Source organism: Pedobacter sp. AC464, from assembly GCF_979253075.1.
The window spans coordinates 987,246-1,011,701 of record NZ_CEEDBV010000001.1 but is presented as its reverse complement, the minus strand read 5'-3'; the positions used below and the strand labels follow the sequence as shown (position 1 = coordinate 1,011,701).

At 38.6% G+C, this 24,456-nt stretch carries 20 protein-coding genes; 6 read left to right on the top strand and 14 right to left on the bottom strand.

The window, feature by feature from the left end; genetic code table 11:
* Window positions 1-71: 71 nt before the first annotated feature.
* On the top strand, window positions 72-368 hold the full coding sequence (gene trxA / locus AC0IWT_RS04350; protein ID WP_056870355.1) for a thioredoxin: 297 nt from the start codon (window positions 72-74) through the stop codon (window positions 366-368).
* Here the strand turns inward: trxA and pdeM are convergent, their stop codons facing one another.
* The 4 genes from pdeM to AC0IWT_RS04330 form a co-directional block, all read right to left on the bottom strand.
* Window positions 369-1,007 (bottom strand): ligase-associated DNA damage response endonuclease PdeM, encoded by a 639-nt coding sequence (gene pdeM / locus AC0IWT_RS04345; RefSeq protein WP_471796145.1) that lies wholly within the window; start codon window positions 1,005-1,007, stop codon window positions 369-371.
* A gap of 48 nt (window positions 1,008-1,055) precedes the next feature.
* The gene (locus AC0IWT_RS04340) at window positions 1,056-3,533 is read right to left on the bottom strand and encodes a ligase-associated DNA damage response DEXH box helicase (RefSeq protein ID WP_471796144.1); all 2,478 of its coding nucleotides are present in this window, start codon (window positions 3,531-3,533) and stop codon (window positions 1,056-1,058) included.
* A gap of 111 nt (window positions 3,534-3,644) precedes the next feature.
* Entirely contained in the window at window positions 3,645-5,234 is a 1,590-nt protein-coding gene (locus tag AC0IWT_RS04335; RefSeq protein WP_471796143.1) for an ATP-dependent DNA ligase, read from the bottom strand.
* Window positions 5,231-6,286, bottom strand: a complete 1,056-nt coding sequence (locus AC0IWT_RS04330) for a ligase-associated DNA damage response exonuclease (protein WP_471796142.1) — start codon at window positions 6,284-6,286, stop codon at window positions 5,231-5,233. Before AC0IWT_RS04330 ends, AC0IWT_RS04335 begins: the two co-directional genes overlap by 4 nt.
* A gap of 155 nt (window positions 6,287-6,441) precedes the next feature.
* Here AC0IWT_RS04330 and AC0IWT_RS04325 point away from each other — a divergent pair, with 155 nt between their 5' ends.
* Both AC0IWT_RS04325 and AC0IWT_RS04320 read left to right on the top strand, forming a co-directional pair.
* Window positions 6,442-7,053: a SatD family protein gene (locus AC0IWT_RS04325; protein ID WP_471796141.1), complete on the top strand. Its 612-nt coding sequence runs from the start codon at window positions 6,442-6,444 to the stop codon at window positions 7,051-7,053.
* Window positions 7,053-7,763 (top strand): DUF3307 domain-containing protein, encoded by a 711-nt coding sequence (locus AC0IWT_RS04320; protein ID WP_471796140.1) that lies wholly within the window; start codon window positions 7,053-7,055, stop codon window positions 7,761-7,763. Before AC0IWT_RS04325 ends, AC0IWT_RS04320 begins: the two co-directional genes overlap by 1 nt.
* 163 nt (window positions 7,764-7,926) lie before the next feature.
* Here the strand turns inward: AC0IWT_RS04320 and AC0IWT_RS04315 are convergent, their stop codons facing one another.
* The 7 genes from AC0IWT_RS04315 to AC0IWT_RS04285 all read right to left on the bottom strand — a co-directional run bounded on the left by AC0IWT_RS04315 (window position 7,927) and on the right by AC0IWT_RS04285 (window position 17,029).
* On the bottom strand, window positions 7,927-10,095 hold the full coding sequence (locus AC0IWT_RS04315; protein WP_471796139.1) for a S9 family peptidase: 2,169 nt from the start codon (window positions 10,093-10,095) through the stop codon (window positions 7,927-7,929).
* A gap of 94 nt (window positions 10,096-10,189) precedes the next feature.
* A complete protein-coding gene (locus tag AC0IWT_RS04310) occupies window positions 10,190-10,846 on the bottom strand; it encodes a hypothetical protein (RefSeq protein ID WP_471796138.1) in 657 nt (218 codons plus the stop codon).
* Between the two features lie 26 nt (window positions 10,847-10,872).
* The gene (locus AC0IWT_RS04305) at window positions 10,873-11,649 is read right to left on the bottom strand and encodes an enoyl-CoA hydratase/isomerase family protein (RefSeq protein ID WP_471796137.1); all 777 of its coding nucleotides are present in this window, start codon (window positions 11,647-11,649) and stop codon (window positions 10,873-10,875) included.
* A 1-nt stretch (window position 11,650) separates the two neighbouring features.
* Window positions 11,651-13,738, bottom strand: coding sequence for a ComEC/Rec2 family competence protein (locus AC0IWT_RS04300; RefSeq protein WP_471796136.1), 2,088 nt, complete (start codon window positions 13,736-13,738; stop codon window positions 11,651-11,653).
* Window positions 13,739-13,740: 2 nt separating this feature from the next.
* Window positions 13,741-15,771, bottom strand: a complete 2,031-nt coding sequence (locus tag AC0IWT_RS04295) for a ComEA family DNA-binding protein (protein WP_471796135.1) — start codon at window positions 15,769-15,771, stop codon at window positions 13,741-13,743.
* Window positions 15,761-16,561, bottom strand: a complete 801-nt coding sequence (locus AC0IWT_RS04290; protein ID WP_471796134.1) for a PorV/PorQ family protein — start codon at window positions 16,559-16,561, stop codon at window positions 15,761-15,763. Before AC0IWT_RS04290 ends, AC0IWT_RS04295 begins: the two co-directional genes overlap by 11 nt.
* Before the next feature lie 132 nt (window positions 16,562-16,693).
* The gene (locus tag AC0IWT_RS04285) at window positions 16,694-17,029 is read right to left on the bottom strand and encodes a MerR family transcriptional regulator (protein ID WP_056870367.1); all 336 of its coding nucleotides are present in this window, start codon (window positions 17,027-17,029) and stop codon (window positions 16,694-16,696) included.
* Between the two features lie 115 nt (window positions 17,030-17,144).
* On the opposite strand from AC0IWT_RS04285, the gene alaS reads away from it, so the two are divergent.
* On the top strand, window positions 17,145-19,757 hold the full coding sequence (gene alaS / locus AC0IWT_RS04280) for an alanine--tRNA ligase (protein WP_471796133.1): 2,613 nt from the start codon (window positions 17,145-17,147) through the stop codon (window positions 19,755-19,757).
* A 75-nt stretch (window positions 19,758-19,832) separates the two neighbouring features.
* Here alaS and AC0IWT_RS04275 read toward each other — a convergent pair whose 3' ends face one another.
* The 3 genes from AC0IWT_RS04275 to AC0IWT_RS04265 all read right to left on the bottom strand — a co-directional run bounded on the left by AC0IWT_RS04275 (window position 19,833) and on the right by AC0IWT_RS04265 (window position 21,662).
* On the bottom strand, window positions 19,833-20,336 hold the full coding sequence (locus AC0IWT_RS04275; protein ID WP_471796132.1) for a hypothetical protein: 504 nt from the start codon (window positions 20,334-20,336) through the stop codon (window positions 19,833-19,835).
* A 116-nt stretch (window positions 20,337-20,452) separates the two neighbouring features.
* Complete coding sequence (locus AC0IWT_RS04270; protein ID WP_471796131.1) at window positions 20,453-20,962, bottom strand: hypothetical protein; 510 nt, start codon at window positions 20,960-20,962, stop codon at window positions 20,453-20,455.
* A 106-nt stretch (window positions 20,963-21,068) separates the two neighbouring features.
* On the bottom strand, window positions 21,069-21,662 hold the full coding sequence (locus tag AC0IWT_RS04265; RefSeq protein ID WP_471796130.1) for a hypothetical protein: 594 nt from the start codon (window positions 21,660-21,662) through the stop codon (window positions 21,069-21,071).
* Between the two features lie 141 nt (window positions 21,663-21,803).
* On the opposite strand from AC0IWT_RS04265, the gene gatB reads away from it, so the two are divergent.
* Window positions 21,804-23,261, top strand: a complete 1,458-nt coding sequence (gatB, locus tag AC0IWT_RS04260) for an Asp-tRNA(Asn)/Glu-tRNA(Gln) amidotransferase subunit GatB (protein ID WP_471796129.1) — start codon at window positions 21,804-21,806, stop codon at window positions 23,259-23,261.
* On the top strand, window positions 23,261-24,373 hold the full coding sequence (locus tag AC0IWT_RS04255) for a redoxin domain-containing protein (RefSeq protein ID WP_471796128.1): 1,113 nt from the start codon (window positions 23,261-23,263) through the stop codon (window positions 24,371-24,373). Before gatB ends, AC0IWT_RS04255 begins: the two co-directional genes overlap by 1 nt.
* Window positions 24,374-24,456 lie beyond the last annotated feature (83 nt).

Below are 24,456 nucleotides of genomic sequence, written 5' to 3'. Positions count from 1 at the left end.
TTCTATAAAGCCTGACTTCCTTTTTTTAAAACCATAAAGCTTGCAATCTGTTTCTAAAGAAAAATAAAATCATGGCTAAGTTTTCTGAATTAATAAACGGTGAGAAACCTGTTTTAGTAGATTTTTTCGCAGAGTGGTGTGGTCCCTGCAAAATGATGAAGCCAATTTTGGAACAACTGAAATCGCAGGTTGGCGACACGGTCTCCATTATCAAAGTGGATATTGATAAAAATCAGGCTGCCGCATCGGCCTACAGCGTTCAAAGTGTGCCAACATTAATGTTGTTTAAGCAAGGCAAACAAGTGTGGCGCCAAAGCGGAGTTTTACAAGCAGCCCAGCTGAAACAAATCATCGATTCGCACGCCTAATCAAACTTGCAAAACATTGTTAGGCGTTACTGCAAAGATGTGTTCGTTTGTTTTAGGATAAATATTGTACAAGCCAGTAAACGTGCTAAATGCGGGTAAAACCGCGTACTCTTTTCCAAAATAGAAGCAAGGAAACTTTAAACGCTGCTTTGCCTTGCCCACAATTGTAACGCCAGGATGAATGTGACCACTTATCGGATATAATTCTTCTTCTGTACACTTCGGCGCATCATGAATGAAGCAGAATGGGCCAAGACAAAAACTTGGTTCGTGGATTTCAATATGCATCGAACTGTAATCTGCATTTGCCAGCCGATCGTGATTCCCCTTTACCAATAATAATGTCAATTCATTAAACTGCCTTCTCCAGGTCGCAAATTCATCAATGTCGGTATTTAGGCCATGATGAAACATGTCGCCATTGATTAACAAGGTTTGTGGCTTGTATTTTTCGATAAGTAGGGTTAGGCGTTGTAAATCGTTTTGTGCAATTGTAGAAGGCACCTGAACGCCTGCTGAACGGAAATGGGCAGATTTACCCAAATGCAGATCGCTAATTGCTAATAATTGATGTTTTGGTAGGTATAAAGCCCTTTCCTTGTCTAAAATCAGTTCTTCCCCGTGGCTTGTAATCGTCATTAACCAGTTTATTTATATGCAATCCGTCCATTCTCTGGATAGGACTATTCATCTAACTTTTTCCGATTCGGCTTTCATTCTCGCAATTCGTTGCTCGAGCTCTTCCGAACTCATATTTTCCCTCAAGCTATCAACCTTGATAGGAAAAGACAACGGGGTAAAACTCTTAGGGTTAGTAATAATTACCGCACCATTTTGAATCCGCTCTAAAGCTGCAGCCAATCTAGGTTCTTCCAGTTGTTGGTAAAACACTTCATCGTAAGCTTGCCGCAAAAGTAAATTATGTTTGTCGTAATCACTAAAAACATTAAAAAACAAACCTGCAGATGACTGCAAATGCTTATTTGCAACATACTTTCCGGGGTAACCCTGAAAAACCAAACCAGAAATACATGCAATATCTCGAAATTTTCTTCGGGCCATCTCTGTAGAGTTAATACTTCGCGTAATATCTTCCGTGAGATTTTTTGGCGAGAAAACTTCATAAGCAATGGATTCATCCATCGGAATTTCAGTGTCGCTAAGCAATTCGAAACCATAGTCGTTCATGGCGATAGAAAAACTAATTGGTAATAGTTTACTCAATCGAAATGCAACCAATGCAGCTAAAACCTCGTGCACCAGGCGTCCTTCGAAAGGGTAGGCAAAAAGGTGAAAACCTTCTTTATTATTGATCAATTCAATTAATAACTCATCGTTTCTGGGTACATGAGAACGTTTTTCTTGCAGGAGAAACAGAGGGTAAACAGAATCCAGCTCTTCATCCTGATGGGTTTTATCTAAAGCTTCATTATATTTTTTACGCAGTACCGAACCTAGGTTCGAAGATAGCGGCAGACGGCCACCATTCCAACTCGGCGAAATTGCATTTTTCTGCTTGCTCACGCGAACAATTACAGTCATATCCTTAACGTGAACAAATTCCAAAACCCTGCCAGCCAAACGGAAATTATCACCTGCTTTTAAACGGGTAACAAAGTATTCTTCTACCATGCCGATGTAGCCGCCAGACAGGAATTTCACCTTCAGCATTGCGTCGCTAACAATAGTGCCGATATGTAAACGGTGGCGCATGGCGAGTTGCCGGCTTTTTACTTTCCACAACCCATCTTCATCTTTTGTTACTTTTTTAAATTCGTTGTAAGCGCCTAAACTGTCGCCGCCAGAAGTAATAAACTGCATAACCCAGGTCCACTCTTCAGGTAAAATTAATTTAAAAGCATGGGTGTTTTTGATTTCTTCGTAGATGATTTTGTCGTCGAATCCGTCGCCAATGGCCAGCGTTACCAGATATTGGACAAGTGTATCAAACACCATAATAAAAGGTTCTCTGCTTTCGATATTATTTGTTTTGGCGGCCTCTTTTATTGCCGCTGCCTCTACAAGCTCTAAAGCGTGCGTTGGCAAAAAATATATTTTTGACACCTCATGTGGTGAGTGTCCGGAACGCCCTGCACGCTGTAAAAACCTGGCTACACCTTTTGGCGAACCTACTTGTACAACGGTATCAACAGGTTTGAAATCTACCCCCAAATCTAAGGATGAGGTAGCAATTACAGCCTTTAACTGCCCCGTATGCAAGGCATCTTCAATCCAATTGCGCAATTCAAAGTCTATCGACCCATGATGAATTGCAATCCTACCGGCAAGTTCGGGATCTAGATTAAGCAGATGCTGATACCACATTTCTGACTGGCCACGGGTATTGATAAAGATTAAGGTTGTTTTACTTTTCTCAATAATCGGCAGCAACTTATAGGCTAGTTTCAATCCCAAATGCCCGGCCCAGGGTAAAGTTTCAATATCATCGGGTAGGATAGATTTGATGACGATTTTCTTTTCCAGGTCTGCCTTTATAATAATTCGCCTGGCGGTGAGGTCTGGTTCAAGAACATCAAGCGCTTCCTCAATATTTCCAATAGTAGCCGAAATTCCCCAAACACGTAGGAATTGATTTTTTTCAGTTTTTTGCAAACCCTTAATCCTGGAAATTGCAAGCTCGACCAAAACGCCGCGTTTACTACCTAAAAGTTCGTGCCACTCATCGGCAACCACACATTTTAAATTTTTAAACAATGTTGATGAACCTTTTTGGGCAAGTAAAAGATGCAAACTTTCGGGAGTAATGAGTAAAATTTCAGGCATCGATTTCTTCTGCTGAACTTTTTCAGCTTGAGAAGTATCTCCGTTTCTGACACCTACATGCCAATCAAGTTCCAGTTCGGTAAGTGTTTCCCGCATGGCCCTGGCAATGTCTTTTGCAAGTGAGCGGAGTGGCGTAATCCAGATTAGCTGCAAGCGGTCTTTCGCTTTTTTATTACTCGCCTCGGATGCATTTATGGCCTCAATGGCAACTGCCAGAAATAAAGAAAATGTTTTTCCGAAGCCTGTTGGTGCATTTACCAATCCGCTGTAACCGTTAAGGTAGTTTTGCCAGGCATCTTCCTGGAATTTGAACGGCTTGCGACCATTGGCTTTAAGCCATTGCTTAATTTTTTTGTAGCCTTTGGTTTTTGTTTGGTCCATGTTTTAAACTCGTTTGCCTGACGGCTAATTTATTATAGTAATTCGGGGTTTAAAAATCAAAATTCTACACACTAGCTTTAGCTTTGCTTTGAGCTTCGACTTATGTAGTGTTTATAATGTTGATGCGAGCAATTGTCTCAAATCTTCCAGTGTATTAATTTCGGCAGCCTTTTTATCTTTTCGCCAGCGTAAAATTCTCGGAAAGCGAAGCGCCAATCCTGCTTTATGGCGTTTACTTTCTGCGATTCCTTCAAAAGCAATTTCGAAAACAAGTTCGGGTTTTACGGTTCTAACCGGCCCAAATTTCTCGATGGCATTTTTAGTTACGAATGAGTTAACCTCTTTAATCTCCTTATCCGTTAAACCAGAATATGCTTTTGCAATGGTAACTAAATTTTCGCCATCGCGAACTGCAAAAGTATAGTCGGTAAAGAAATTTGCTCGCCTGCCACTACCTTTTTGGGCGTAAATCATTACCGCATCAACCGTATAAGGATTAATTTTCCATTTCCACCAATCGCCTCGTTTACGCCCGCTGTGGTAATGCGAACTCATTTTTTTGAGCATTATGCCCTCGCTGTTTATCGAACGCGATGTTTGCCTTAATTCGGCCAGTTCTGTCCAGGTGCTACAATTTATAACCGGCGACAAAATTACCGGGCTTTCCTGTAAGCCGCCTATCGTCTGCTCTAATATTTTACGCCGCTGACTTAAAGGTTTTTCCCGGATATCTTCAGTTTCGAATTCTAAAACATCGTAAACAAAGAAACCAATTGGCGCATCTTCCAATTGTTTTTTGCTTATAGATTTTCGGTTTAAGCGTTGCTGCAAGGTACTGAAAGATAGAACCTGCTTATCCTGAACGGCTAATATTTCGCCATCTAGAACAATGCCATCAGGTAAAACTTCGCTCAAAAAGTGAAGTTCTGGGAATTGATCAGTCACCAACTCTTCGCCCCGGCTCCAGATAAACAGTTCTCCGTTACGTTTAACGATTTGTCCGCGGATGCCATCCCATTTCCATTCTGCCTGCCAATCTGCAATATCGCCTAATGTCTCCGGTTCGTTTTCCAATGCATACGCAAGGCAAAAAGGGTAGGGCCATGAGTTATCTGTGTTTACGTGTATTCCGTTAATCAGTTCATTAAAGGTGATTTCGTAGGGATTCCATTTACCCATAATGCTATGCATTATCTGCGCACTATCCAAACTGCTTTGTTTAGCCAAAGCGTTTACAAGCATTTTATTAGAAACCCCAATCCGGAAATTTCCCGAAATCAATTTATTGAAAATGAACCTTTCCTGAGTTTCTAGTGTGTTCCATGCGTTTAAGATGAAGCTTTTTTTGGTTTCATCGTCTTTGCCCTCTAAGTGATGTAAGTCCTCAATCCATTGGTGTAATTGTAAATCGGAAGTATTTTCGGCAGGCGGCAGGAGTAATGCAATGGTTTCACTTAAATCGCCAACATTAGAATAGCTTTCCGAAAATAACCATTCGGGCGTTTGCGTAATCTCGATTGCCCAATATTTTATCAGCGCTGATTTTATTGGCCGGCGGGGCTTTTTACCGGTAAACAAGGCAACTACCCAAATCTTATCTCTATCGTCAGCAAAGTTGAAATAATCAACCAAAGCCGCAATTTTATCGTTTGTTTTGTTACTCAGTTCGAGCTGCTGGATTAATTTGGCGAAACGTTTCATTCTGATTTTTGATTTTTGGTTTCAGAATTATGGGTTTCAGTATCTGCTAAATCCACTTTATTTTCTTCATCGTCTTCCTGCCCAAACTTAGTCATTACTTCTTCCGACTCTATGCCTTCATCATTTAGAAAACGACTAAATGCGGCCGTAAAGCCGTGTGTAACATATACTTTTTGGGCACCAGTTGCGGTTATAGCATCCATTAATCCTGTCCAATCGGCATGGTCGCTTAAGGCAAAGCCTGCATCGGCGCTTTGCCAGCGGCGGTGTGCCCTAACCTGCATCCAACCAGAACAAATGCCCGTTACCGGATGCGATAAATTTTTAATCCAACGACTATCACGCATAGCTGGTGGCACAATTACAATTCCTTTTTGCAGTTCATCCTTAGTGGTTTCCGGGGTAATCCTGATGGTCTCGGGTAGCTTTACTCCGGCATTTATAATTACCTCATTTAGGTTGGCAATGCTATTGTGCACATAAATTGGAACATCGCCGGCAAGATTTTTAATCAGGCGTTGTGCTTTACCCAAACTATAGGCAATTAGCACGCTCGTTTTTTGTTGTGGAATGTTATCATTAACCCAGCTTTTAATTTTATCGAAAACGATATCCTGCTTTTGCCACTTATACACAGGCAAGCCAAAGGTGCTTTCTGATACGAATGAATGGCATTTTACAGGCTCGAAAACATCACTAATGCCATCGTCTTCTGTTTTGTAATCGCCAGAGATAACGCACACTTCGCCTTTATATTCCAGCCTTACCTGTGCTGAACCGATGATGTGGCCAGCCGGGTAAAATGAAATGTTTACGCCATTACGAACAATACTTTCGCCATAATTTAATGTTTCAACATCTAAATCCTCGCTAATACGGCGTTTAATTATTGGTTTTGTTAAAGTATGGCAGAGATAATGTTTATTACCAAAGCGTACATGGTCGCTATGTCCATGTGTGGTTACCGCATAATCTACAGGCCACCATGGGTCTACATAGAAATCGCCTTGCTTACAGTAAATCCCTCTTTTAGTAAATTCGATTAATGCCATGAGTAGTAAACAATAAACTTAGGTTTAAGTTTTACGGTAATATCGGGTAATTACACGATAATCTTAAATATCGGCTAATTACCCGATAAATTGAATTATCGGCTAATTGCCCGATAATATTTTTTGATTTTGCTAATTAAATCTTATATTGTAGCATGATTGGCATTATAACAGGTGATATTGTAGGTTCAAGAAAGATTAAAGATAGCTGGCTAACAAGCCTGAAAAACGCTTTAAAATTTGCTTCAGACCAAAATAACAAATGGGAAATTTATCGGGGCGACAGCTTTCAATTAGAGGTGGCGCCAGAAAATGCAATTAAAACAGCTGCATATTTAAAAGCTTGTATCCGGATAAATAAACCTGCAGATGTAAGAATGGGCATTGGTATTGGCGATGTGAAAAACAAACGAAAAAAATTGTCGGAATCTAGCGGAGATGCTTTTATAAACTCTGGTGGCGCTTTTGATAGCCTGAAGCAGGCTAAAGTTAATTTAGCAATCAAAACCGATTTCCCGGATTTTGATGAAGAAATTAATGTATTAATTAAGTTATCGTTAATTTCGATGGATAGTTGGGGTGTGGTTGCGGCTGAAATGGTAAAACTGGCTTTAGAAAACGAAAACATTCTTCAAAATGAGCTTGCATTGCTTTCCGGAAGAACACAATCATCGGTTAGCGAAGCTTTAAAACGTGCTCATTTTTCCGAATTAATGGAAATGGATAAACTATACCGTAAAAAATTAACTCAAATGCTTTCGAAATAATGGAAATCTATTTAATCAAAATCCTTATTGCACATTTAATTGGAGATTTCTTTCTTCAGCCCGACTCATGGGTTAAGGATAAGGCAAAAAATAAATTGAAATCTGTGAAATTGTACCTGCATGTTCTGGTACATGTGGTTTTAATTTTTATTATTTTCCTGAGTTTCGACGTATGGAAAACAGCCTTAGCAATTGGTGTGCTACATTTTGTTATTGATGCATTGAAATCGGTACTTCAAACGAAGAAGAACGCAAGGGTGTTGTTCTTTGTCGACCAGATTTTGCATTTCAGTTCAATTGTTTTGGTATGGCATATTTTTTACCAGGGCTACCTAAACATCAGTTTTATAAATGAAGCTAAATATTGGATCTTAATATCCGGACTGTTGTTTTTAAAAATGCCAACATCAATTATTATGAAAGTAATTATTGCTAAATGGCTACCGCAAAGTGATGATGAAAGTCCGAAATCACTGCAAAACGCCGGGAAATACATTGGAATTTTAGAACGGGTTTTAATATTTGTTTTCATCCTGACCAATCATTTTGAAGCGGTAGGATTTCTATTGGCAGCTAAATCTATTTTTCGATTCGGCGATTTGAAAGAGGCGCAAGATTTAAAGTTAACCGAATACGTACTCATTGGAACCCTGCTCAGCTTTGGAATTGCTATTGTGGTTTCTTTAATGGTTTCGGGCTTAATTAAGTAACCTTTCGTTGTTTATAGGGCAATATGCTAAACAAACGCTAATAGCTGTTGCACAACTGCATATTAAACCCGATTGAAGTGGAAATACTTTTTTAAAAGATTGAAATGAAAAGCGGGGCTATCGAAACCGATTCCCCGCTGAAATTGCTTTTCAAAATATAAATCTATCTCGCTCCCGGCGGACAGTTGTCTTTCAAAAATTTAGTATAAGTTAAAGATAAATGCTCGCTCGTTCCTTCGCCCTCAGAAATGCTATGGGTGCGATTTGGATAGCTCATCAGTTGAAACACCTTTTTGTTTTTAATCAATTCGTTAATTAACATTTCGGCATTTTGATAGTGAACATTATCATCGCCTGTACCGTGAATGTAAAGTAAATTGCCTTTCAGGTTTTTAGCATACGTAATAGGAGAGCCTTTAATGTAAGCCTCTTTACTTGGGAAAGGAGTGCCCATATAACGCTCCTGGTAAATATTATCGTAGGTTAGCTGATTGCCCACTGCTGCTATTGCAATGCCGGTTTTGTAGATTTCAGGATATTGAAACATCAAATTTAGCGTAGACGAACCACCACCGCTCCAGCCCCAAACGGCTACACGGTCTTTATCCATAAATGGGTTCGTAGCAAGCAATTTTTTAGCGGCCATAGCCTGATCCCGAATGTTAATTACACCGATATTTTTATAGATGCCTTTTCTCCAGGCCGTTCCTTTCGGTACTGGCGCACCACGATTATCCATCGAGATATAGATGTAGCCATCTTTGGCCATATCACCAGCGTAGAGAAAATTTCTACCGGCACCATAAGTATCAGCAGCTGTTGCTGATGCGGGTTCACCGTAAACATAAAATACAACCGGATATTTTTTATCTGGATTAAAGTTATCTGGTTTTTTCATCCAGCCATCCATTTCAATTCCATCTTCGGTAGTTACCTTGAAAAACTCAACTTTGTTTTTTGGCGCCTCTTGTTTTGATAATTGCGTGGTAACGCTACCATCCATAGTGAAAGGGTTGCCGGTTGAAAAATTCATCCATTCGGTAACTGGCCTTACTACTGAACTATTGTAGCTATGACGGGCAAACGCGGCATTGGGCGAGATGTCATAACTATGTGTTCCCGGTAAAACAGACGGCGTAACTTGTTCTAACTTACCCTTACCATCTAACTTAGTTTTATACAGGTATTTTTGCGTAGCATTGGTTGGCGAGGCCATAAAATAAACATAGTTGCTTTTATCGTCAATCAGTTTTACATCAACCACATCATAATCACCCTTTGTTATCAGCGTTTCTTTTTTGCCATCGCGACTAATTCTATACAAGTGTGCCCATCCATCTTTATCAGATAGTATTGTAAATTCTTTATTCTCGTTTAACCATTTCCACTCGTCCTGGGCATCAATCCACGACTTTGCTTTTTCTGAGTAAATTGCTTTAGCGGTACCTGTAGCGGCATTGCAAATGAAAACAATACTCTCATTTTGTTCGCGATTAAGCTGCTGTAAAATAATTTCGTTGCTGGCAGGAACCCATTGCATGCGAGGAATGTAGTGTTGTATATTGTCTCCGGGAACATTCAGCCAGTTTGTTTTTGCAGTTTCAATATCAACTATCCCAACTTTACACGCCGATGGATTTTCTCCTACCTTTGGATATTCTACCGGAATAGTATATGGGTAAATTGAATCGGTATTGTTAATCATCAGGAAATTTTTGATATTGGTCGCATCAATTTGCCAGTAGGCGATAGATTTCCCGTCAGGACTCCATCTGAAACCATCTCTGCAATCGAATTCTTCTTCGTAAACCCAATCGAAGGTTCCATTAATCATTCTGTCGGTGCCATCTGTGGTTAGCGCTTTAGCATTTGTGCCATCTACATTTTCCACATATAAATTGTGCTTACTTACATAAGCTACTTTATTGCCATCCGGAGATAGTTTTGCAAACATTAATGATGATGCAGGCTTATCTTTACCAATCTGTGTAATTTTATTGGATGTTAAATCGGCAAGCCAATAATCTCCGCGTGTATCATAACGCCAAACTTTTTTGCTATTTGTGTAAATTAATGCTTTAGTTCCATCTGCAGAAAGCTGGAAGCTTCTAACTGCAATAGGTGCATTTTTGCCAGCCGGAGTGAGCAGAGTCCTAGAAATAATTGTTTTCCTATCATTTTTAGGAAGCATAACGGAAACGATTTCTCCGCCAGCAATCTGATAATAAGAATTGCCATCTTTTGCCCAGTTTATAGTTTGAGCTTTTAAATTAATTATCGCAAGTAAAAACAGGCAGGTAATTGATGCCTTTAAAAGTAAGTGTTTGATCATATGGTTAGGTCATAAAAAAAGCTTTTTAACTTTTGGGCTAATTTAAATAAAAAGCCGGCAGTTAAAAAGCCTTAATTTATCAGAAAATGGTTACTTATTCGCCGCCGCCTTGCTGTTGTAATGCTTTCATTTCAGCATAGGTAATTTCATCGTAACCAGCAGGAATTTTGGTTACAGAAAGTTCTCCAACTTTACCTTCAGTTACAGATTTTAAGGTAACTGTTGCAGCAGAAGTTTCTACTAATACGATAAAGCCTTTAACTTCTTTAAAATCTGCTGTTGCAATGTTTACTGGAACGTCTACATCAGTTGTTGCCCAAAGCTCTCCGGTACCACCTTTGTCATCTTTAAAAGTATATTTCTCCGCGTTATAACCGCCAACAGTTTTCTTTTCGCCTGTAGCTTTAAAATCAGAATACTTTGGTCTTGCAGCGTTTTGCTCCTCCATATCTGCTTTTGTCATTTTAGAAGCCAACTGTTTTTGAGCAACCGGAATATCAACTAATAACAAACCATTTCCTGATTTATTATCCATAAAAATGCCAACTGATGCAGGACCAAGGTCGAGCTCTAATTTTGATATGTCGCCATTAAATTTCACCTTTTGTTCTGCCGGAGCACCCGGAGCGTCAATTTTGTATTTCATTCCATAAACCAGTGTACCTTCATTTATCTTTTTTTGCGCATGGGCAATGATAGCCGTGCTTACCAGGATCAAAGCGATAACGCTTGTTTTGATTGATTTAAACATGTTCTTATTTTTAGTTAATGTGTTAGTTACCAGTTAATTTTTTCTTTCTTTAAAAATGAAGCTATTCCCCTTTTAAAGTCATCGCTTTCGCGTACACGGGCATTTATCTGTACCGCGATTTCTAAACTTTTTTCGAGTAGGGGGTTCGTAGTTTGCGTAATTAATTGTTTTGTAATCATCAATGAATTTCCAGAACTCTCGTTACACAAACTTAGTGCAAATTCTTTAACAGTTTGATTAATTTCGGATGAATTTGTTACAAAATTTATCAGTTTGTATTCCAGGGCTTTAACTGCCGGAAAGGTTTTTCCTGTTAACAATAATTCTTTTGCCACGGTCTCGCTTACCTTCTGTTTTAAAAAACAAGAAACTATTGCCGGCACAAAGCCAATTTTAACTTCGGTGTAACCGAAATTACTTTCGGGGGTAGCAAACACAATGTCACATATGGTTGCCAAACCGCAGCCGCCGGCAATTGCATGTCCCTCAACTTGAGCAATTACAACTTTTGGCAAGTAATAGATGGTTGTGAACAGCCGTTTTAAATTGTTCGAATCGGCTACATTTTCTTCGAATGAATTCTGCTGCAACTGCTGCAAGTATTCTAAATCAGCCCCTGCGCTAAAGCTAGCGCCGTTTGCATTTAACACAACAACTTTTACCTCATCATCTTCAGATGCACGAATAAATTTTTCAGTTAATTCGGAAATTAATGGTGGATTTAGGGCATTCCGTTTTTCAGGTCTGTTGATGGTTATGGTTGCAATTCGTTTTTCTACGCTGTACAATACCAGATTTTCCATATTATTGGGTTAGGTAAATCAAATATGCAGGATTTTTCTTTAAAATGTGTGGCTCAATTCCATTTTTCATCGCAAAAGTTTTAAGTGCCTGTATTTTGTAATCTCTGTTTGTGGCATCAACAATCATATTTTTATATTGAAGTTCTTTAGGGAGACGCTCAAATTTAAAATAGTTGTTAGCGGTTAACCAAACGCTTGAGAATTTGCCTTTTGCGTTAAGCTTTTTATGATTTAACTGTTCATCAATGATTAATATGTTGTAAGTTTTAAAAACGATTTGATTGTCTTTTTTGATAAAGTGTGATGTGATCGTGTCTTGCTTTAAGCTTATTACATCAATCTTATTCACCCGCGATTGCTCGAGAGCTGGTGCGATAAAGAACTGGTAATTCCGGTCGTTTACCTTTAAATCAGTAACCAGAACAGCACTTCTACCTGTTATAAACGCAGCTCCATAGTTTTTCCGGAGCGTAAAAAAGATAATTTTATTTTGCTTGGTGGCCTGCCAATCATCGTACGCAACCATTGAAACATAAACGCCATAAATTAGAACTGATGTGATAAGAAATCTCTTGGAAAACTTTACTATGGAATATATTAAAAGTGCCAAAGCAAGGCTAAGCAAAATTAATTCGGGCGTATTAATCCACACCGATGAAAATGTTGAAAAAGGTAAATCGGCAATCCACTTTAATACACTATTTGTATTCACAATAATCCACTCGAAAACGGGCGAAATTTTGTCGACAACTGGGATAAGTACAGCGATTCCTAAAATCATAATTAAAAGCAGCGGTATAGCAATAAACAGATTTCCGAAAAGAAAATAAACCGGAAATTGATGAAAATAATATATACAAAGTGGAAAGGTGACCAATTGAGCAGCAGTAGAGAGCGCTACCAGTTCCCAAACTTTATTAAGCCACTTGTTTTTAACATAAATCCATTTATATATTTTCGGTTGCAGATAAATCAATCCAAAAACGGAAATATACGAAAGCTGAAAACCGACATCCCAAATTAAAAACGGATTATAAATGAGTTGGCAAAATGCCGCAAAAGCTAATATGTTGTAACTGTTTTTGTTTTTAGCAAATGTTTTCGCTGAAATAAAAATAGTAATCATAATTGCGGCCCTAACTACTGACGGGGAGAGGCCAGTTATTAGCGCATAAGTCCAGATTAAACTGCAAATAATCAGAAACTTCAGAAGCAAAAAATATCTTTTTCTGTTTAAAAAGCCCAGGCAAAAATCTAGTACAAAGAAGATTATTGCAACATGGCTGCCAGAAACAGAAAGCGCATGTATTGTTCCTGTTTTAGAATATGCCGCTAACGTTTCTTTACTTAAATCTGCCCGGTAGCCCAAAATTAGTGTCGACGCGACCGCAAACGCCTCATCATCCTTTATTAATTTGCGGTATTTCGCAATTTGTCGCTCTCTTAAATTCAACGCAAATTTTATAATCGGGTTGCCTATATTTCTGCTGGTTTTAAGTAAATGCTTTTGATTAACAAATGTCTGCTGGTAAATATTCTGACCAGCAAGCCATTTTTTAAAATTGAATTCAGCGGGATTATAGGCTGGCTCAACTTCCAAATATTTTGCTGACACAATTAGTTCATCTCCGTAAACTAGGTGAATAGGATTGACACTATCTAGCTTTAGCGCTACGAGCAGCTGTCCGCTCAGTTTAACCTGCCGTGTAGCTTCATAGCCAGAAACAACCCTTGCCTTAAACCTTAAGATATCGTTTGTTTGCTCGGGCTCATCATTGACCCAAATTTTTAGATAATTGTAACTTTTCTTTCCAAAATAATTTTGTTTGAGCGTCTCGTTATTTAGCAGGCATAATAATCCCCCTAAAACGATGAAAAACAGGTAAATAACAATTCCTACAATCCCCTTAAGCTTGTAAAAACTAAACTTCCTATAAGTAAAATTGAGTAATAATATTATGAGAAAAAGCAAAAATGCAACGAGTTCTAAAGCGCTGAGGATTTTTAAAACCGGATAAAAGTACGACAGTGCAATACCAATTAATAGTGGAAAGAGGATTCTTACAAAAATGTATTCTGCTTTAAACATTTCTAAAATTGATACCTTAACTGAATCTTAACTTCTGACTTTTTATTTCCTTGTATCTCATCCAAATATGATCCAACGCTTTCCACATCTCTATAAATGAATAGCGCATACCGAGCCCAGATATTAAGATTTTTCGATAGGTTGTATTTTAGATTAAGATAAGTTCTCACGCCTTTTCCGCTATACATCCCGAAAGCGAAACTATATAAAACATCATCTTCATAAGCGTAGATTCGGCTGTTATAACTAGGTGTGTCAAAATATGCCAATCGAACATTGCCGGAAATTTTGGAAAATGTTGGAGCATATTTTACATCCTGATAAAACAGGTAACCGAATTCGCGGAGTGCAGCTCCTTTTTTGTATTGAGAAATTTCTGCACGATTTTGAAAACTCCATTTTTTATTGACTTGCCAGCTTACATCCAATCGATAACTTTCTTTCTTTACGTCATCAAGATAATTTATTGGAACAGCTAAATCTGTATTTTGCTGCTTGTTTTCGGTTTTAAACCGGGCTAAAACCTTAAGAATTTTGCTAGGTGTATAAACCGCCTGGCTCAATATTTCATATCCTTTTGATGGTGCATCAACTCGATACTTTAGCCAGGGAAACTGAAAATAGTCGCCATAAAATGCAAACGACCATTTCTTGTTTGGCGTAATGTTTAAACCGCCATATAGACCCTGTTCATTTACGGCGTCACTTGCCTCGGCTAAAGCCTGATTAAAAAAATTGTGGTAATTTTTATCGTAACTGCGATAAGTTACAGCCGCCGAAACGATTGGCGAAAGACTAAGCAAAGCACCACTTACGTAAGCCAGCCCACTGTTTGAACTTTTCCCGACCTCGCCAAAAAAGTAAATGTTTTTATAAGTGTAATTGTAATAGGCACCGAAATTTGTTAGTGAATTTCCTGTAAAACTAAACTTATCGTACACGGCTGTTTGAGTTATAAATTGATTGCCATATTTGCTTTGATAGGCGATGGCGCCTATCGTGAGTTCATTTTTACTGTATTGAATCGCTGTTCTAAAGACATGCTGACTTAAAGAATTTTTGTTTTTAATCTCAGTTGGAGTTCTGTGGTATCCACTCTGATTTATCGTTGCCTGAACCAGACTGCCATCAACGGACAGTTCCTGACTCGCATCAAGATTTCTGAATGAAACAAAAGGAGTAAGGTCGATATTTTTTGAGATATTGACAGTTGCAGCAAAGCCTCTTAAAAAGGAATATTCGTTTGCCGAGGTGTATGGACGCAGACCTAAATCTTTCTTTGCTACGCTGGTAACATCCGGACCTTTGCCGAACGCAAAGCCAGACCACATGGTTAAGCCCTGACCAAATTGTAAGGTGTAATCGCCGACAATTAGTTTCTTGATACGCCCTAATTTGAAAAGAGCAACATTCGCTGAATAGAAATCGAAAGGCTTGCCAATAAATTTTTCGCCAGCATCTTTATCTAAAGTGATTGCGGCAGAAACAATTGTACTATAGTGGTATCGGTAACGTGCTTGAAACCGTTCAGGCGAACCCAGGTAGCGATTACCCGGCAAATCGTTAAAACCATTCTGCGTTTGTAAAGTTCTGGCAAAACGCATCACCAAATCATTTTCACCGTTATTAAGAATATTTTTTAAGCTCAGTTTCTCATATTCCGTAGCCGTGTTTAGGGTTACAAAGGGAAGTAAACTCTGAACCGTTTTAACATCAAATCCATCGATGCTTTGCAATTCGAGCGCATCCACGAGGTTCCCGTTTTCCTTAAGGTAAGCGAAAAAGTTGCTGATTTGTAGAGGAGACAAAAACACCAGTGTCTTCAATTCCTCCGGAGTAGTTTTATTCAGGTTGATGGGACGTTTACGGTAACGAGTAAGAACGTCGATTAATTCTGTCATGTCATAATCGTCTGGCAGATTTTCAGCTACGCTTTCTAAAATGTCTTTCACATCTGTCTCTTGCTCCGTAATTTGTGCACCGGCGGTAAAACCCATCACCACCAATACCAGTGTAATTAGCTTAGAACGCATAACCGAGTGCAATTTGCGGCGCATAGCCAAGGTTAGCATCATAGGTAGTTGTCATGTCAAGGATAAAATTTCTGAAATCCAATCCAAAACCTGCGTATTGTTTAAAAGGTGAAGTGCTTAAACCACCACGTAAACTCAGTAAATCTACAATCCTGTAGTCGAAGCCTAAGCTAACATTAACGGATTGGTTTAGCACCTTACTAACTGCTGTTGCAATCAAAACCTTGTCAGACGGATAATAACTGACGCCAACATTAAAGGATGTTGAGATTTGAGCGCTTATCTCACTACTGTTGAATTTTTGCTTTGTAGGGTTGCTTATAAATCCACCGAAAGTGAAGTTTTTATTTAACCTGTAAAGCGCACCAACGTCTACGGAGAATCCTGTAGAACTTCCGTAATTAGTAATTTTTAGTTGATGATAGTTTCCATTTAAGCCGAACGACAGCTTTTTACCAAAGGTTTTTGAATATGCGAAGCCGACTTTACTTTCGCTGTATTCGGCAAAGCCATACCGCTGAAAACTTGCACCAACGTAGTTGTTTTTGAATGGGAGTACGGCAACCAATGCTTGCGTGCTAATTTCATCGCTGAAAAGATGTTTGGTATAATTCAGCGAAACAGTCGCTTTTGTAACCAAAATAATGCCTGCCGGATTAGCCTGGAGTGACCAGATATCGGTAACAGCTGCACCATTGCTTCCCAGGGCGGTTAACCTTGGTCCCAAATTGTTTTGGGCAAGTAAATAAGAAGGCGTGAGGGAGATTAACAATACAGTCCATATTTTCATTAGCAGGCGTTAAACCAGTAAATAAATAGGGGTGATTGTTGTTGGTTATTCTAAAATAAGCAAAACATCTGATTACTAAGCAACAAATTGGAATTAATTAGGAAAACCTAATGAAAGGTGGTTGGATAACATTTATAATTCCTGAGCCAGGTTTACCAGAAAGCCTTTTAGCTTTTCTAAAGAATCGATAATTTTTTGGTTCTCCTTAACATCTGATTTGTTGTTCTTTAGGTATTCTTTCGCACCTTTTAATGTGAAGCCTTTTTCATCTACCAGGTTAAAAATAATCTTTAGGTTTTCGATGTCTTCAGGCGTAAATAACCGGTTGCCTTTTTTGTTTTTCTTTGGCTGGAGTATATCAAATTCCTTCTCGTAAAAACGTATTTGTGATGCGTTAACATTAAACATTTCAGTCACCTCGCCCATGGTATAATACATTTTATTGATGTCTCTTTCTTTATACGGCATAACTTGTGCTTGGTTATTAAGGTTTTACAACGGCTAATTAAAGTACTCAAATGTAGCTCGATTTTTCCTTATTAACGCAATAAAGTTTTAATTTTGTTCCTCCAATAATAAAATAATGACAGCTAAAGAAATAAGACAAGCATTCCTTAATTTTTTCGAACAGAAACAGCATCATATTGTTGCATCGGCGCCAATTGTGGTTAAAAACGACCCAACTTTGATGTTTACAAATGCCGGAATGAATCAATTTAAAGATTTGTTCTTGGGCGAGGCGGCCATTAAATATTCGAGAGTTGCCGATACGCAACGCTGCTTGCGTGTATCGGGAAAGCATAATGATTTAGAGGAAGTAGGTATTGATACCTATCATCATACCATGTTCGAAATGTTAGGCAACTGGAGTTTTGGCGATTATTTTAAAAAAGACGCTATTGCATGGAGCTGGGAACTATTGACAGTGGTTTACAAAATTCCGAAGGAAAAATTATATGTAACTTATTTTGAGGGTGATGAGAAAGAAGGTTTGGAAAAAGACCAGGAAGCTTATGATCTTTGGAAACAATATGTTGATGAAAGCCATATTTTGCCTGGCAACAAGAAAGATAATTTTTGGGAGATGGGGGATACTGGCCCATGCGGACCCTGTTCTGAAATTCACGTAGATTGTCGTACCGATGACGAGAAAGCATTGGTGGACGGCGCTACACTTGTAAATGCCGATCATCCGCAGGTTATTGAAATATGGAACAATGTTTTTATGCAGTTTAACCGTTTAAAGGATGGTTCGTTACAGACATTGCCTGCAAAACACGTGGATACAGGTATGGGATTTGAACGCCTGGTTCGTGTTTTACAAGAAAAAACTTCTAACTACGATACCGATGTTTTCCAGCCAATGATTCAGTTTATTGCTGACAAATCCGGAATCAAATATGGTATTAATGAGAAGACCGATATTGCAATGCGTGTTATGGCCGACCATATTCGTGCAATTTCATTTGTAATCGCCGATGGACAACTGCCATCGAATAATAAAGCGGGTTACGTTATTCGCAGAATTTTACGTCGTGCGGTACGTTACGCATATACCTTCTTAAATTTCAAAGAGCCATTTTTAAATCAATTAGTTCCTTTATTGGCTGAGCAATTTAATGGTGTTTTCGATGAACTAATTTCTCAGCAGGATTTTGTGCAAAAAGTTGTTTTGGAAGAAGAGGTTTCATTTTTACGAACTTTATCTACAGGAATACAGCGTTTTGAAAAATACCAGGCTCAAAATGGAATCGTTGAAGGAAGCTTTGCCTTTGAATTATCTGATACATTCGGGTTTCCTATTGATTTGACGGAGTTAATGGCGAGAGAGAAGGGTTGGAGTGTCGATTTAACTGGCTATGAGCAAGCACTTAAGAAACAGAAAGATGATAGCCGGGCTGCTACCGCAATAGATACTGGTGATTGGGTTACGGTGAATGCCGATGAACAAAGCGAATTTGTTGGCTACGATGATTTAGAAATCGAAACGGAAATTTTAAAGTATCGTAAAGTTAAGGCAAAAGGAAAAGAACAATATCAGATCGTTTTGCGTCAAACCCCTTTTTATGCCGAAAGTGGTGGTCAGGTTGGAGATACTGGTCGCCTGGAAGATCACAGCCGCCAATTCTGGATTGATATAACAGATACTAAGAAGGAAAATGGCTTAACGGTTCATTTTGCAGACATCTTGCCTGATAATCTGGAAGGAAAATTTTGGGCGGTAGTTGATGAGGATAAGCGTGTATTAACGGAAGACAATCACTCAGCAACCCATTTATTACACGCGGCTTTAAAGCAAGTTTTAGGTAAACATGTTAATCAAAAGGGCTCCCTTGTAAATTCCGATTATTTGCGTTTCGATTTCTCTCACTTTGCCAAAGTGAGCGAAGAAGAACTGGCACAGATAGAGGTGATCGTGAATCAGAAAATAAGGCAGAACATTAAGCTGAAAGAACAACGAAATGTTCCTTACCAGGATGCTATTGAAAGTGGCGTTACTGCTTTATTCGGTGAGAAATATGGTGATTATGTACGTATGATTACTTTCGATGATCATTTCTCAAAAGAACTTTGTGGTGGCACACATGTAAAAGCGACGGGGCAAATCGGTTCTTTTAAAATAATTTCTGAGAGTGCGGTTGCTGCAGGTGTTCGAAGAATTGAGGCTATAACAGCAGATAAAGCAGAACAATATTTTCTGGAGCAACGTAAAGAGCTTGGTCATTTAAAAGCTTTGTTAAACGGCTCGAAGGATTTGTCGGCATCTGTGCAAGCTTTGCTTGATGAAAATGCAAAGCTTAAAAAGGAAATTGAAAAATCTACTTTGGAACGTGTAAATATCTTAAAGCATGAAATTGTGCATCACGTTCGTGGAATAAACGGCGTAAACTTAATCGCAAAACATATCGATTTACAAAGTGCTGATGCCATTAAGAATCTGGCTTTCTCTTTAAAAGATATGATTGATAATTTGTTCCTGGTTTTCACTACTGAAATTGATGGCAAACCCGGCATAACGGTTATTCTTTCAGACGATTTAGTGAAAAAAGGAATGAATGCATCAAATATCGTTCGCGAATTAGGGAAAGAAATTCAAGGCGGTGGTGGTGGACAACCATTTTACGCAACTGCTGGCGGAAAAAATGCTGCCGGATTAAATGCAGTTTTAGATAAAGCGGAAAGCTTTATTAGCTGATAAGTATTATCTGACTGAGATTTAGTTGAACTAATTCAAAAATAAAAAAGAGGCTTTTAAGCCTCTTTTTTATTTTTAGTGTCGTCCGTGTTTTTCTCTATGTCCTCGGGAAAATAAACTGGAATTTACCCGCTGGTCGTGACGTCTGTAATCGAAATGCTGTGGTCTATAGCTATTTCTTGGTGAGTTATATCTTACCGGCCCACGACCGCCGTATGAGGAACGATAATAATTTGAATGATTTGCATACCTAACCCGGTGCGTGTTGTAACTGCGGTACGGACTGCTACCATATACCACCACTTTTCTTCCGCGGTTTAAGTTATATCCTCTATATCGAACTGGCAAATATCTCGACCTCGTCCACCGGTTTCCATTTAAATAAACAAATTGCCTTTGCGGAACGTAATAATAAGACTGAACTTCGGGTAAATAATAATAGTTTACGTTTTGATAACCTACCGGAACCCAGGCGGGTTGTGTTCCAATATTAACATTTAAACTTACCTGTGCGCTAGATTGATTAGATGTTAAAGCCACAATACCTAAAATCGCGGAGATGATTAATAACTTTTTCATAATTGTTTCTATTTGTGTGTACAATTATAAATTCAAACGCTGTGCCAAAATTTCTATTGTAACACAGATATAAAAAAAGGAGTTTCTGCTGAAACTCCTAATAAGATTTTGAAATACTAATGCTTTCCCTTGCCATGTCCTTTGCCATTTCCGTGGCCTTTTCCATTATTTTGTTTGCCATATATTTTTTTAGCCTGGCCCGGCGGCATTCCGTGCGGATGGCCTTTAACAACATAATATCGGCTATCGTCGCTATCTCTAATTACCATCTGCCCTTTATTACCTTTAAACTTTCCGTATTTAACTTTATCGTTTTTGAAATTTAAGTATGGTTTAGGAGAATTGATAACAACCTTGTATCCGTTATATAGATCATAGTTTCCATATCTTGAAGGCAGGCTATTTCCGAAAACCCAATCATTGCCATTTAAATAGACGAATTGCTTCTTTGGAACATAATAGTAACTTTCAACATCAGGCAGATAATAGTAATCTACGTGGTCGTAGCCGGTTGGTCCCCATAACGGTTGTGAGCCAATGTTAACATTAACATTTAACTGAGCCTTGGAAGGCATGCTTAATAACGAACTAATCGTTACTGCCGCAACTAATAATAACTTTTTCATATTGGATTAATTTGTATGATTAACTTTACATTCCAAATCACGTGCCAGAAAATAAAATAAGAAAGGAGCTCCAACAGGAACCCCCTTTTTACAGTTACAATTGTGGCTAGTGACGATTAGCACTTCTTTCGCCATCGTTCCTTTCCAAACGGCTACCTTTATCATTGTATCTATCGCCATTAACTCGTGCCGACCTCTCGTTTCTATCAAGTCTTAAAACAGTTTTTTCACTTCGAGCCGGTCTGTTTTTATTTACGATAATCGTTTTGTTTGCGCTATAACTTGGATGCCCTTTAACTAAATTATATTTTGTGTCCCGGGTATCTCTGATAACGGTTTGGCGACCATTATAATTTTTAAAATTTCTGTATTTCGCAGCATACCCATTATTTCTTAAATATGGTTTTGGCTCATTTACCACAACTTTGTATGCCCTGTACAAATCGAAGTTCCTAAACTGCGAAGGCAAACTACTCGCCGATATCCAACGCCCGCCATTCGAATAAATATATTGGCCGGTTGGAACATAGTAGTATGAGTCGATATCCGGGAGGTAATAATAATCTACGTGGTCATACCCGGTTGGGCCCCAGGCGGGCTGAGCACCGATGTTTATATTTAATTTAACTTGTGCTTGTGCCTTGTTTATGCTGAATAATGAAACCATCAGAACTGCAGCAAATAATACTAACTTTTTCATAATCTTTGGAATTAAGGTTTCTTTTGTGTGTTAATTATGGAAATAGACAAAGCCATTACACAGTAGTTTAGTTCCCGCAATCTGTTTTAACATTCTTTAACTATATTTGCGATCACATTACATTCAAAGGCATCATTTTATATGAGTTTAGGTACATCCGAAAACAATTACGAACTCGTTTCAGGACTGGAAATACATGTTCAGCTCAATACCAACACTAAAATATTTTCTGCTGATAGCGCATCTTTCGGAGCTTTGCCAAATCAAAACATATCAACCGTTTCTTTAGCTTTACCAGGTTCATTGCCAAAATTAAATAAAGAGGTAGTGGCAAAAGCAGTTCGAATTGGACTGGCTTTGAATTGCACGATAAATCAAATCAATCATTTCGACAGAAAAAACTATTTCTATGCAGATTTACCAAAGGGATATCAAATAACACAAGATAGTCAACCTATTTGCATAAACGGTTTTCTGGAAGTAGAACTGGCTGACGGCTCCTCAAAGAAAATCGGCATTAATAGAATTCACCTTGAAGAAGATGCTGGTAAAAGCATTCATGATCAGGATGAAAATTACTCTCTTGTTGATTTAAATCGTGCAGGCGTACCGTTAATTGAAATTGTTACTGAGCCAGATATTCGAAGTGCGGAAGAAGCGTCGGCATTGCTAACTGAAATCAGAAAACTGGTTCGGCATTTAAACGTTAGCGATGGCAATATGGAGGAGGGTAGTTTGCGTTGTGATGCAAACATTTCTATACGCCCAAAAAACGCTAAAGATTTTGGAACACGTTGCGAGGTGAAAAATCTAAATTCTATGCGCAATGTTCGCCGGGCAATGGATTTCGAGTTCAGTCGGCAGGTGGAAGTGGTATCAGCCGGAGGAAAAATTATTCAAAGCACGTTGAATTTTGATGCCGACAAAGGCACAACATCGCCAATGCGTACCAAAGAGGAAGCAAATGATTACCGTTACTTCGCCGACCCAGATTTGCCGCCTGTTTCAATATCTGATGCCTGGCTCGCTGAAATTAAGTCGTTAATGCCAACCTTGCCCAACGAAATTTCGAGGCAAATGGTTGCGGACTTTGGCATTAGCAAACCTGATGCAGCTTTATTTGCAGAAGATTTAAGTTTACTCGCCTATTTTAACAAGGCCTTACCAAATGTTAAAAATAAAAAAAGCCTTATAAACTGGCTGGTTGGACCAATAAGAGCCATTTTAAGTGAGCGAGGAATTTCAATAGCCAACTTTGCGGTAAAACCTGAACAGTTAGCCGAGGTCTTAAACCTTGTTGATGAGAAAAAACTTACACAACAAATTGCCATTCAGCAGCTATTACCTGCTATTGAAAACCATGACACTGAAGATGTTGTAAAGCTGGCAGAGTCATTAAACTTGTTAATATCAACAAATAGTGATGATTTAGATGGCTATATTGATGAGGCGTTGCAAAAATATCCGCAACAGGTTGAAGCGTATAAGAAAGGTAAAAAAGGTGTTTTGGGCTTATTTGTTGGCGAGGTAATGAAACTGGCAAAGGGCAAAGCAGATGCCAAGAAAATAAATGAATTGATACTTGAAAAATTAAAATAATGAGATTAAAAAACTTAAGCCTTATCGTGTTAATCGCGATTGCTTTTACCGCATGCAAACCTAAAGATAGCTTTACAATTGATGGAACTTTCCAAAATCCCGGTGCGGAGAAAAAGGTTTTTCTTTACGGAATGCAAAGCAGCCAGATGGTTGCTATTGACTCTACAAACTTATCAGAAAAAGGTGAGTTTAAGTTTATCCGTAAAACGCCGTCGGTAGATTTCTTTAGGGTTTCGGTAGGAAACCACGAATTTATGCTGATTGCAAAAAATGGTGATGAAATTAAGTTAGAAGCCGATTTAGCCGATAAAACCATGGCTTACAAAATTTCTGGCGCCAACGAAGTTGAAAAGCTTTCGGAATTGAACGCGATTAGAAATAATTTTGCAAAACAGGTTGAAAAGCTTCAGGCAAATTTTGATTCGAAGGTGGACTCGCAGCCTCAAAACCGGGCAACTATTTTAGAGGAAATGAAGCCACAATATGAATCTTACATTAAACAGCTCAATAGCCAAATTTTAAAATTTGCTGCAGATAATAAAGGTACACTGGCTAGTTTTTATGCGATGAATACTTTGAGTCCGCAAGAGTTTGAGGCAGAACTGGTTAAATTTGCCGATGAGGTGAAAGACGAAATCAAGGGAAATGCAACGGTTGACACATTTGTTAAGCAGATGGCTTTATTGAAGACAGTTCAGATTGGCCAGGTTGCTCCAGCTTTTACTGCGAATACGGCTGATGGAAAAGCTGTGAGCTTGTCGGATTACAAAGGAAAATATGTATTAGTTGATTTTTGGGCTTCGTGGTGCCAGCCTTGCAGACAGGAAAATCCGAATGTTGTTAAAATGTACAACAAGTACAAGAATAATAATTTCGATGTTCTGGGGATTTCACTCGATACGGATAAAGCGGCGTGGTTAGGTGCTGTTAAGGCAGACGGCTTAACGTGGACTCATGTTTCTGAATTAAAAGATTTCAACGGCGAAACGGTAAAAAAATATCAGGTGCAAGCCATTCCAACTTCTTACTTAATTGACCCAGCGGGAAAAATTGCAGCGAAAAACCTTCGTGGTGACGAGCTAGATGCATTTTTAGCGAAAACGTTACGATAAAAGAAACTCAATGTTAAACTAATTTAAGTCGTTAACAATTTATTAACTTACCCTTAACTGAAAATTACATCAGAGACACTACT

What these genes read in the sequence shown, in the direction of transcription:
- trxA (WP_056870355.1), top strand. Translation starts at nt 72, where the DNA reads ATGGCTAAGTTTTCTGAATTAATAAACGGTGAGAAACCTGTTTTAGTA.
- pdeM (WP_471796145.1), bottom strand. Translation starts at nt 1,007, where the DNA reads ATGACGATTACAAGCCACGGGGAAGAACTGATTTTAGACAAGGAAAGG.
- AC0IWT_RS04340 (WP_471796144.1), bottom strand. Translation starts at nt 3,533, where the DNA reads ATGGACCAAACAAAAACCAAAGGCTACAAAAAAATTAAGCAATGGCTT.
- AC0IWT_RS04335 (WP_471796143.1), bottom strand. Translation starts at nt 5,234, where the DNA reads ATGAAACGTTTCGCCAAATTAATCCAGCAGCTCGAACTGAGTAACAAA.
- AC0IWT_RS04330 (WP_471796142.1), bottom strand. Translation starts at nt 6,286, where the DNA reads ATGGCATTAATCGAATTTACTAAAAGAGGGATTTACTGTAAGCAAGGC.
- AC0IWT_RS04325 (WP_471796141.1), top strand. Translation starts at nt 6,442, where the DNA reads ATGATTGGCATTATAACAGGTGATATTGTAGGTTCAAGAAAGATTAAA.
- AC0IWT_RS04320 (WP_471796140.1), top strand. Translation starts at nt 7,053, where the DNA reads ATGGAAATCTATTTAATCAAAATCCTTATTGCACATTTAATTGGAGAT.
- AC0IWT_RS04315 (WP_471796139.1), bottom strand. Translation starts at nt 10,095, where the DNA reads ATGATCAAACACTTACTTTTAAAGGCATCAATTACCTGCCTGTTTTTA.
- AC0IWT_RS04310 (WP_471796138.1), bottom strand. Translation starts at nt 10,846, where the DNA reads ATGTTTAAATCAATCAAAACAAGCGTTATCGCTTTGATCCTGGTAAGC.
- AC0IWT_RS04305 (WP_471796137.1), bottom strand. Translation starts at nt 11,649, where the DNA reads ATGGAAAATCTGGTATTGTACAGCGTAGAAAAACGAATTGCAACCATA.
- AC0IWT_RS04300 (WP_471796136.1), bottom strand. Translation starts at nt 13,738, where the DNA reads ATGTTTAAAGCAGAATACATTTTTGTAAGAATCCTCTTTCCACTATTA.
- AC0IWT_RS04295 (WP_471796135.1), bottom strand. Translation starts at nt 15,771, where the DNA reads ATGCGTTCTAAGCTAATTACACTGGTATTGGTGGTGATGGGTTTTACC.
- AC0IWT_RS04290 (WP_471796134.1), bottom strand. Translation starts at nt 16,561, where the DNA reads ATGAAAATATGGACTGTATTGTTAATCTCCCTCACGCCTTCTTATTTA.
- AC0IWT_RS04285 (WP_056870367.1), bottom strand. Translation starts at nt 17,029, where the DNA reads ATGCCGTATAAAGAAAGAGACATCAATAAAATGTATTATACCATGGGC.
- alaS (WP_471796133.1), top strand. Translation starts at nt 17,145, where the DNA reads ATGACAGCTAAAGAAATAAGACAAGCATTCCTTAATTTTTTCGAACAG.
- AC0IWT_RS04275 (WP_471796132.1), bottom strand. Translation starts at nt 20,336, where the DNA reads ATGAAAAAGTTATTAATCATCTCCGCGATTTTAGGTATTGTGGCTTTA.
- AC0IWT_RS04270 (WP_471796131.1), bottom strand. Translation starts at nt 20,962, where the DNA reads ATGAAAAAGTTATTATTAGTTGCGGCAGTAACGATTAGTTCGTTATTA.
- AC0IWT_RS04265 (WP_471796130.1), bottom strand. Translation starts at nt 21,662, where the DNA reads ATGAAAAAGTTAGTATTATTTGCTGCAGTTCTGATGGTTTCATTATTC.
- gatB (WP_471796129.1), top strand. Translation starts at nt 21,804, where the DNA reads ATGAGTTTAGGTACATCCGAAAACAATTACGAACTCGTTTCAGGACTG.
- AC0IWT_RS04255 (WP_471796128.1), top strand. Translation starts at nt 23,261, where the DNA reads ATGAGATTAAAAAACTTAAGCCTTATCGTGTTAATCGCGATTGCTTTT.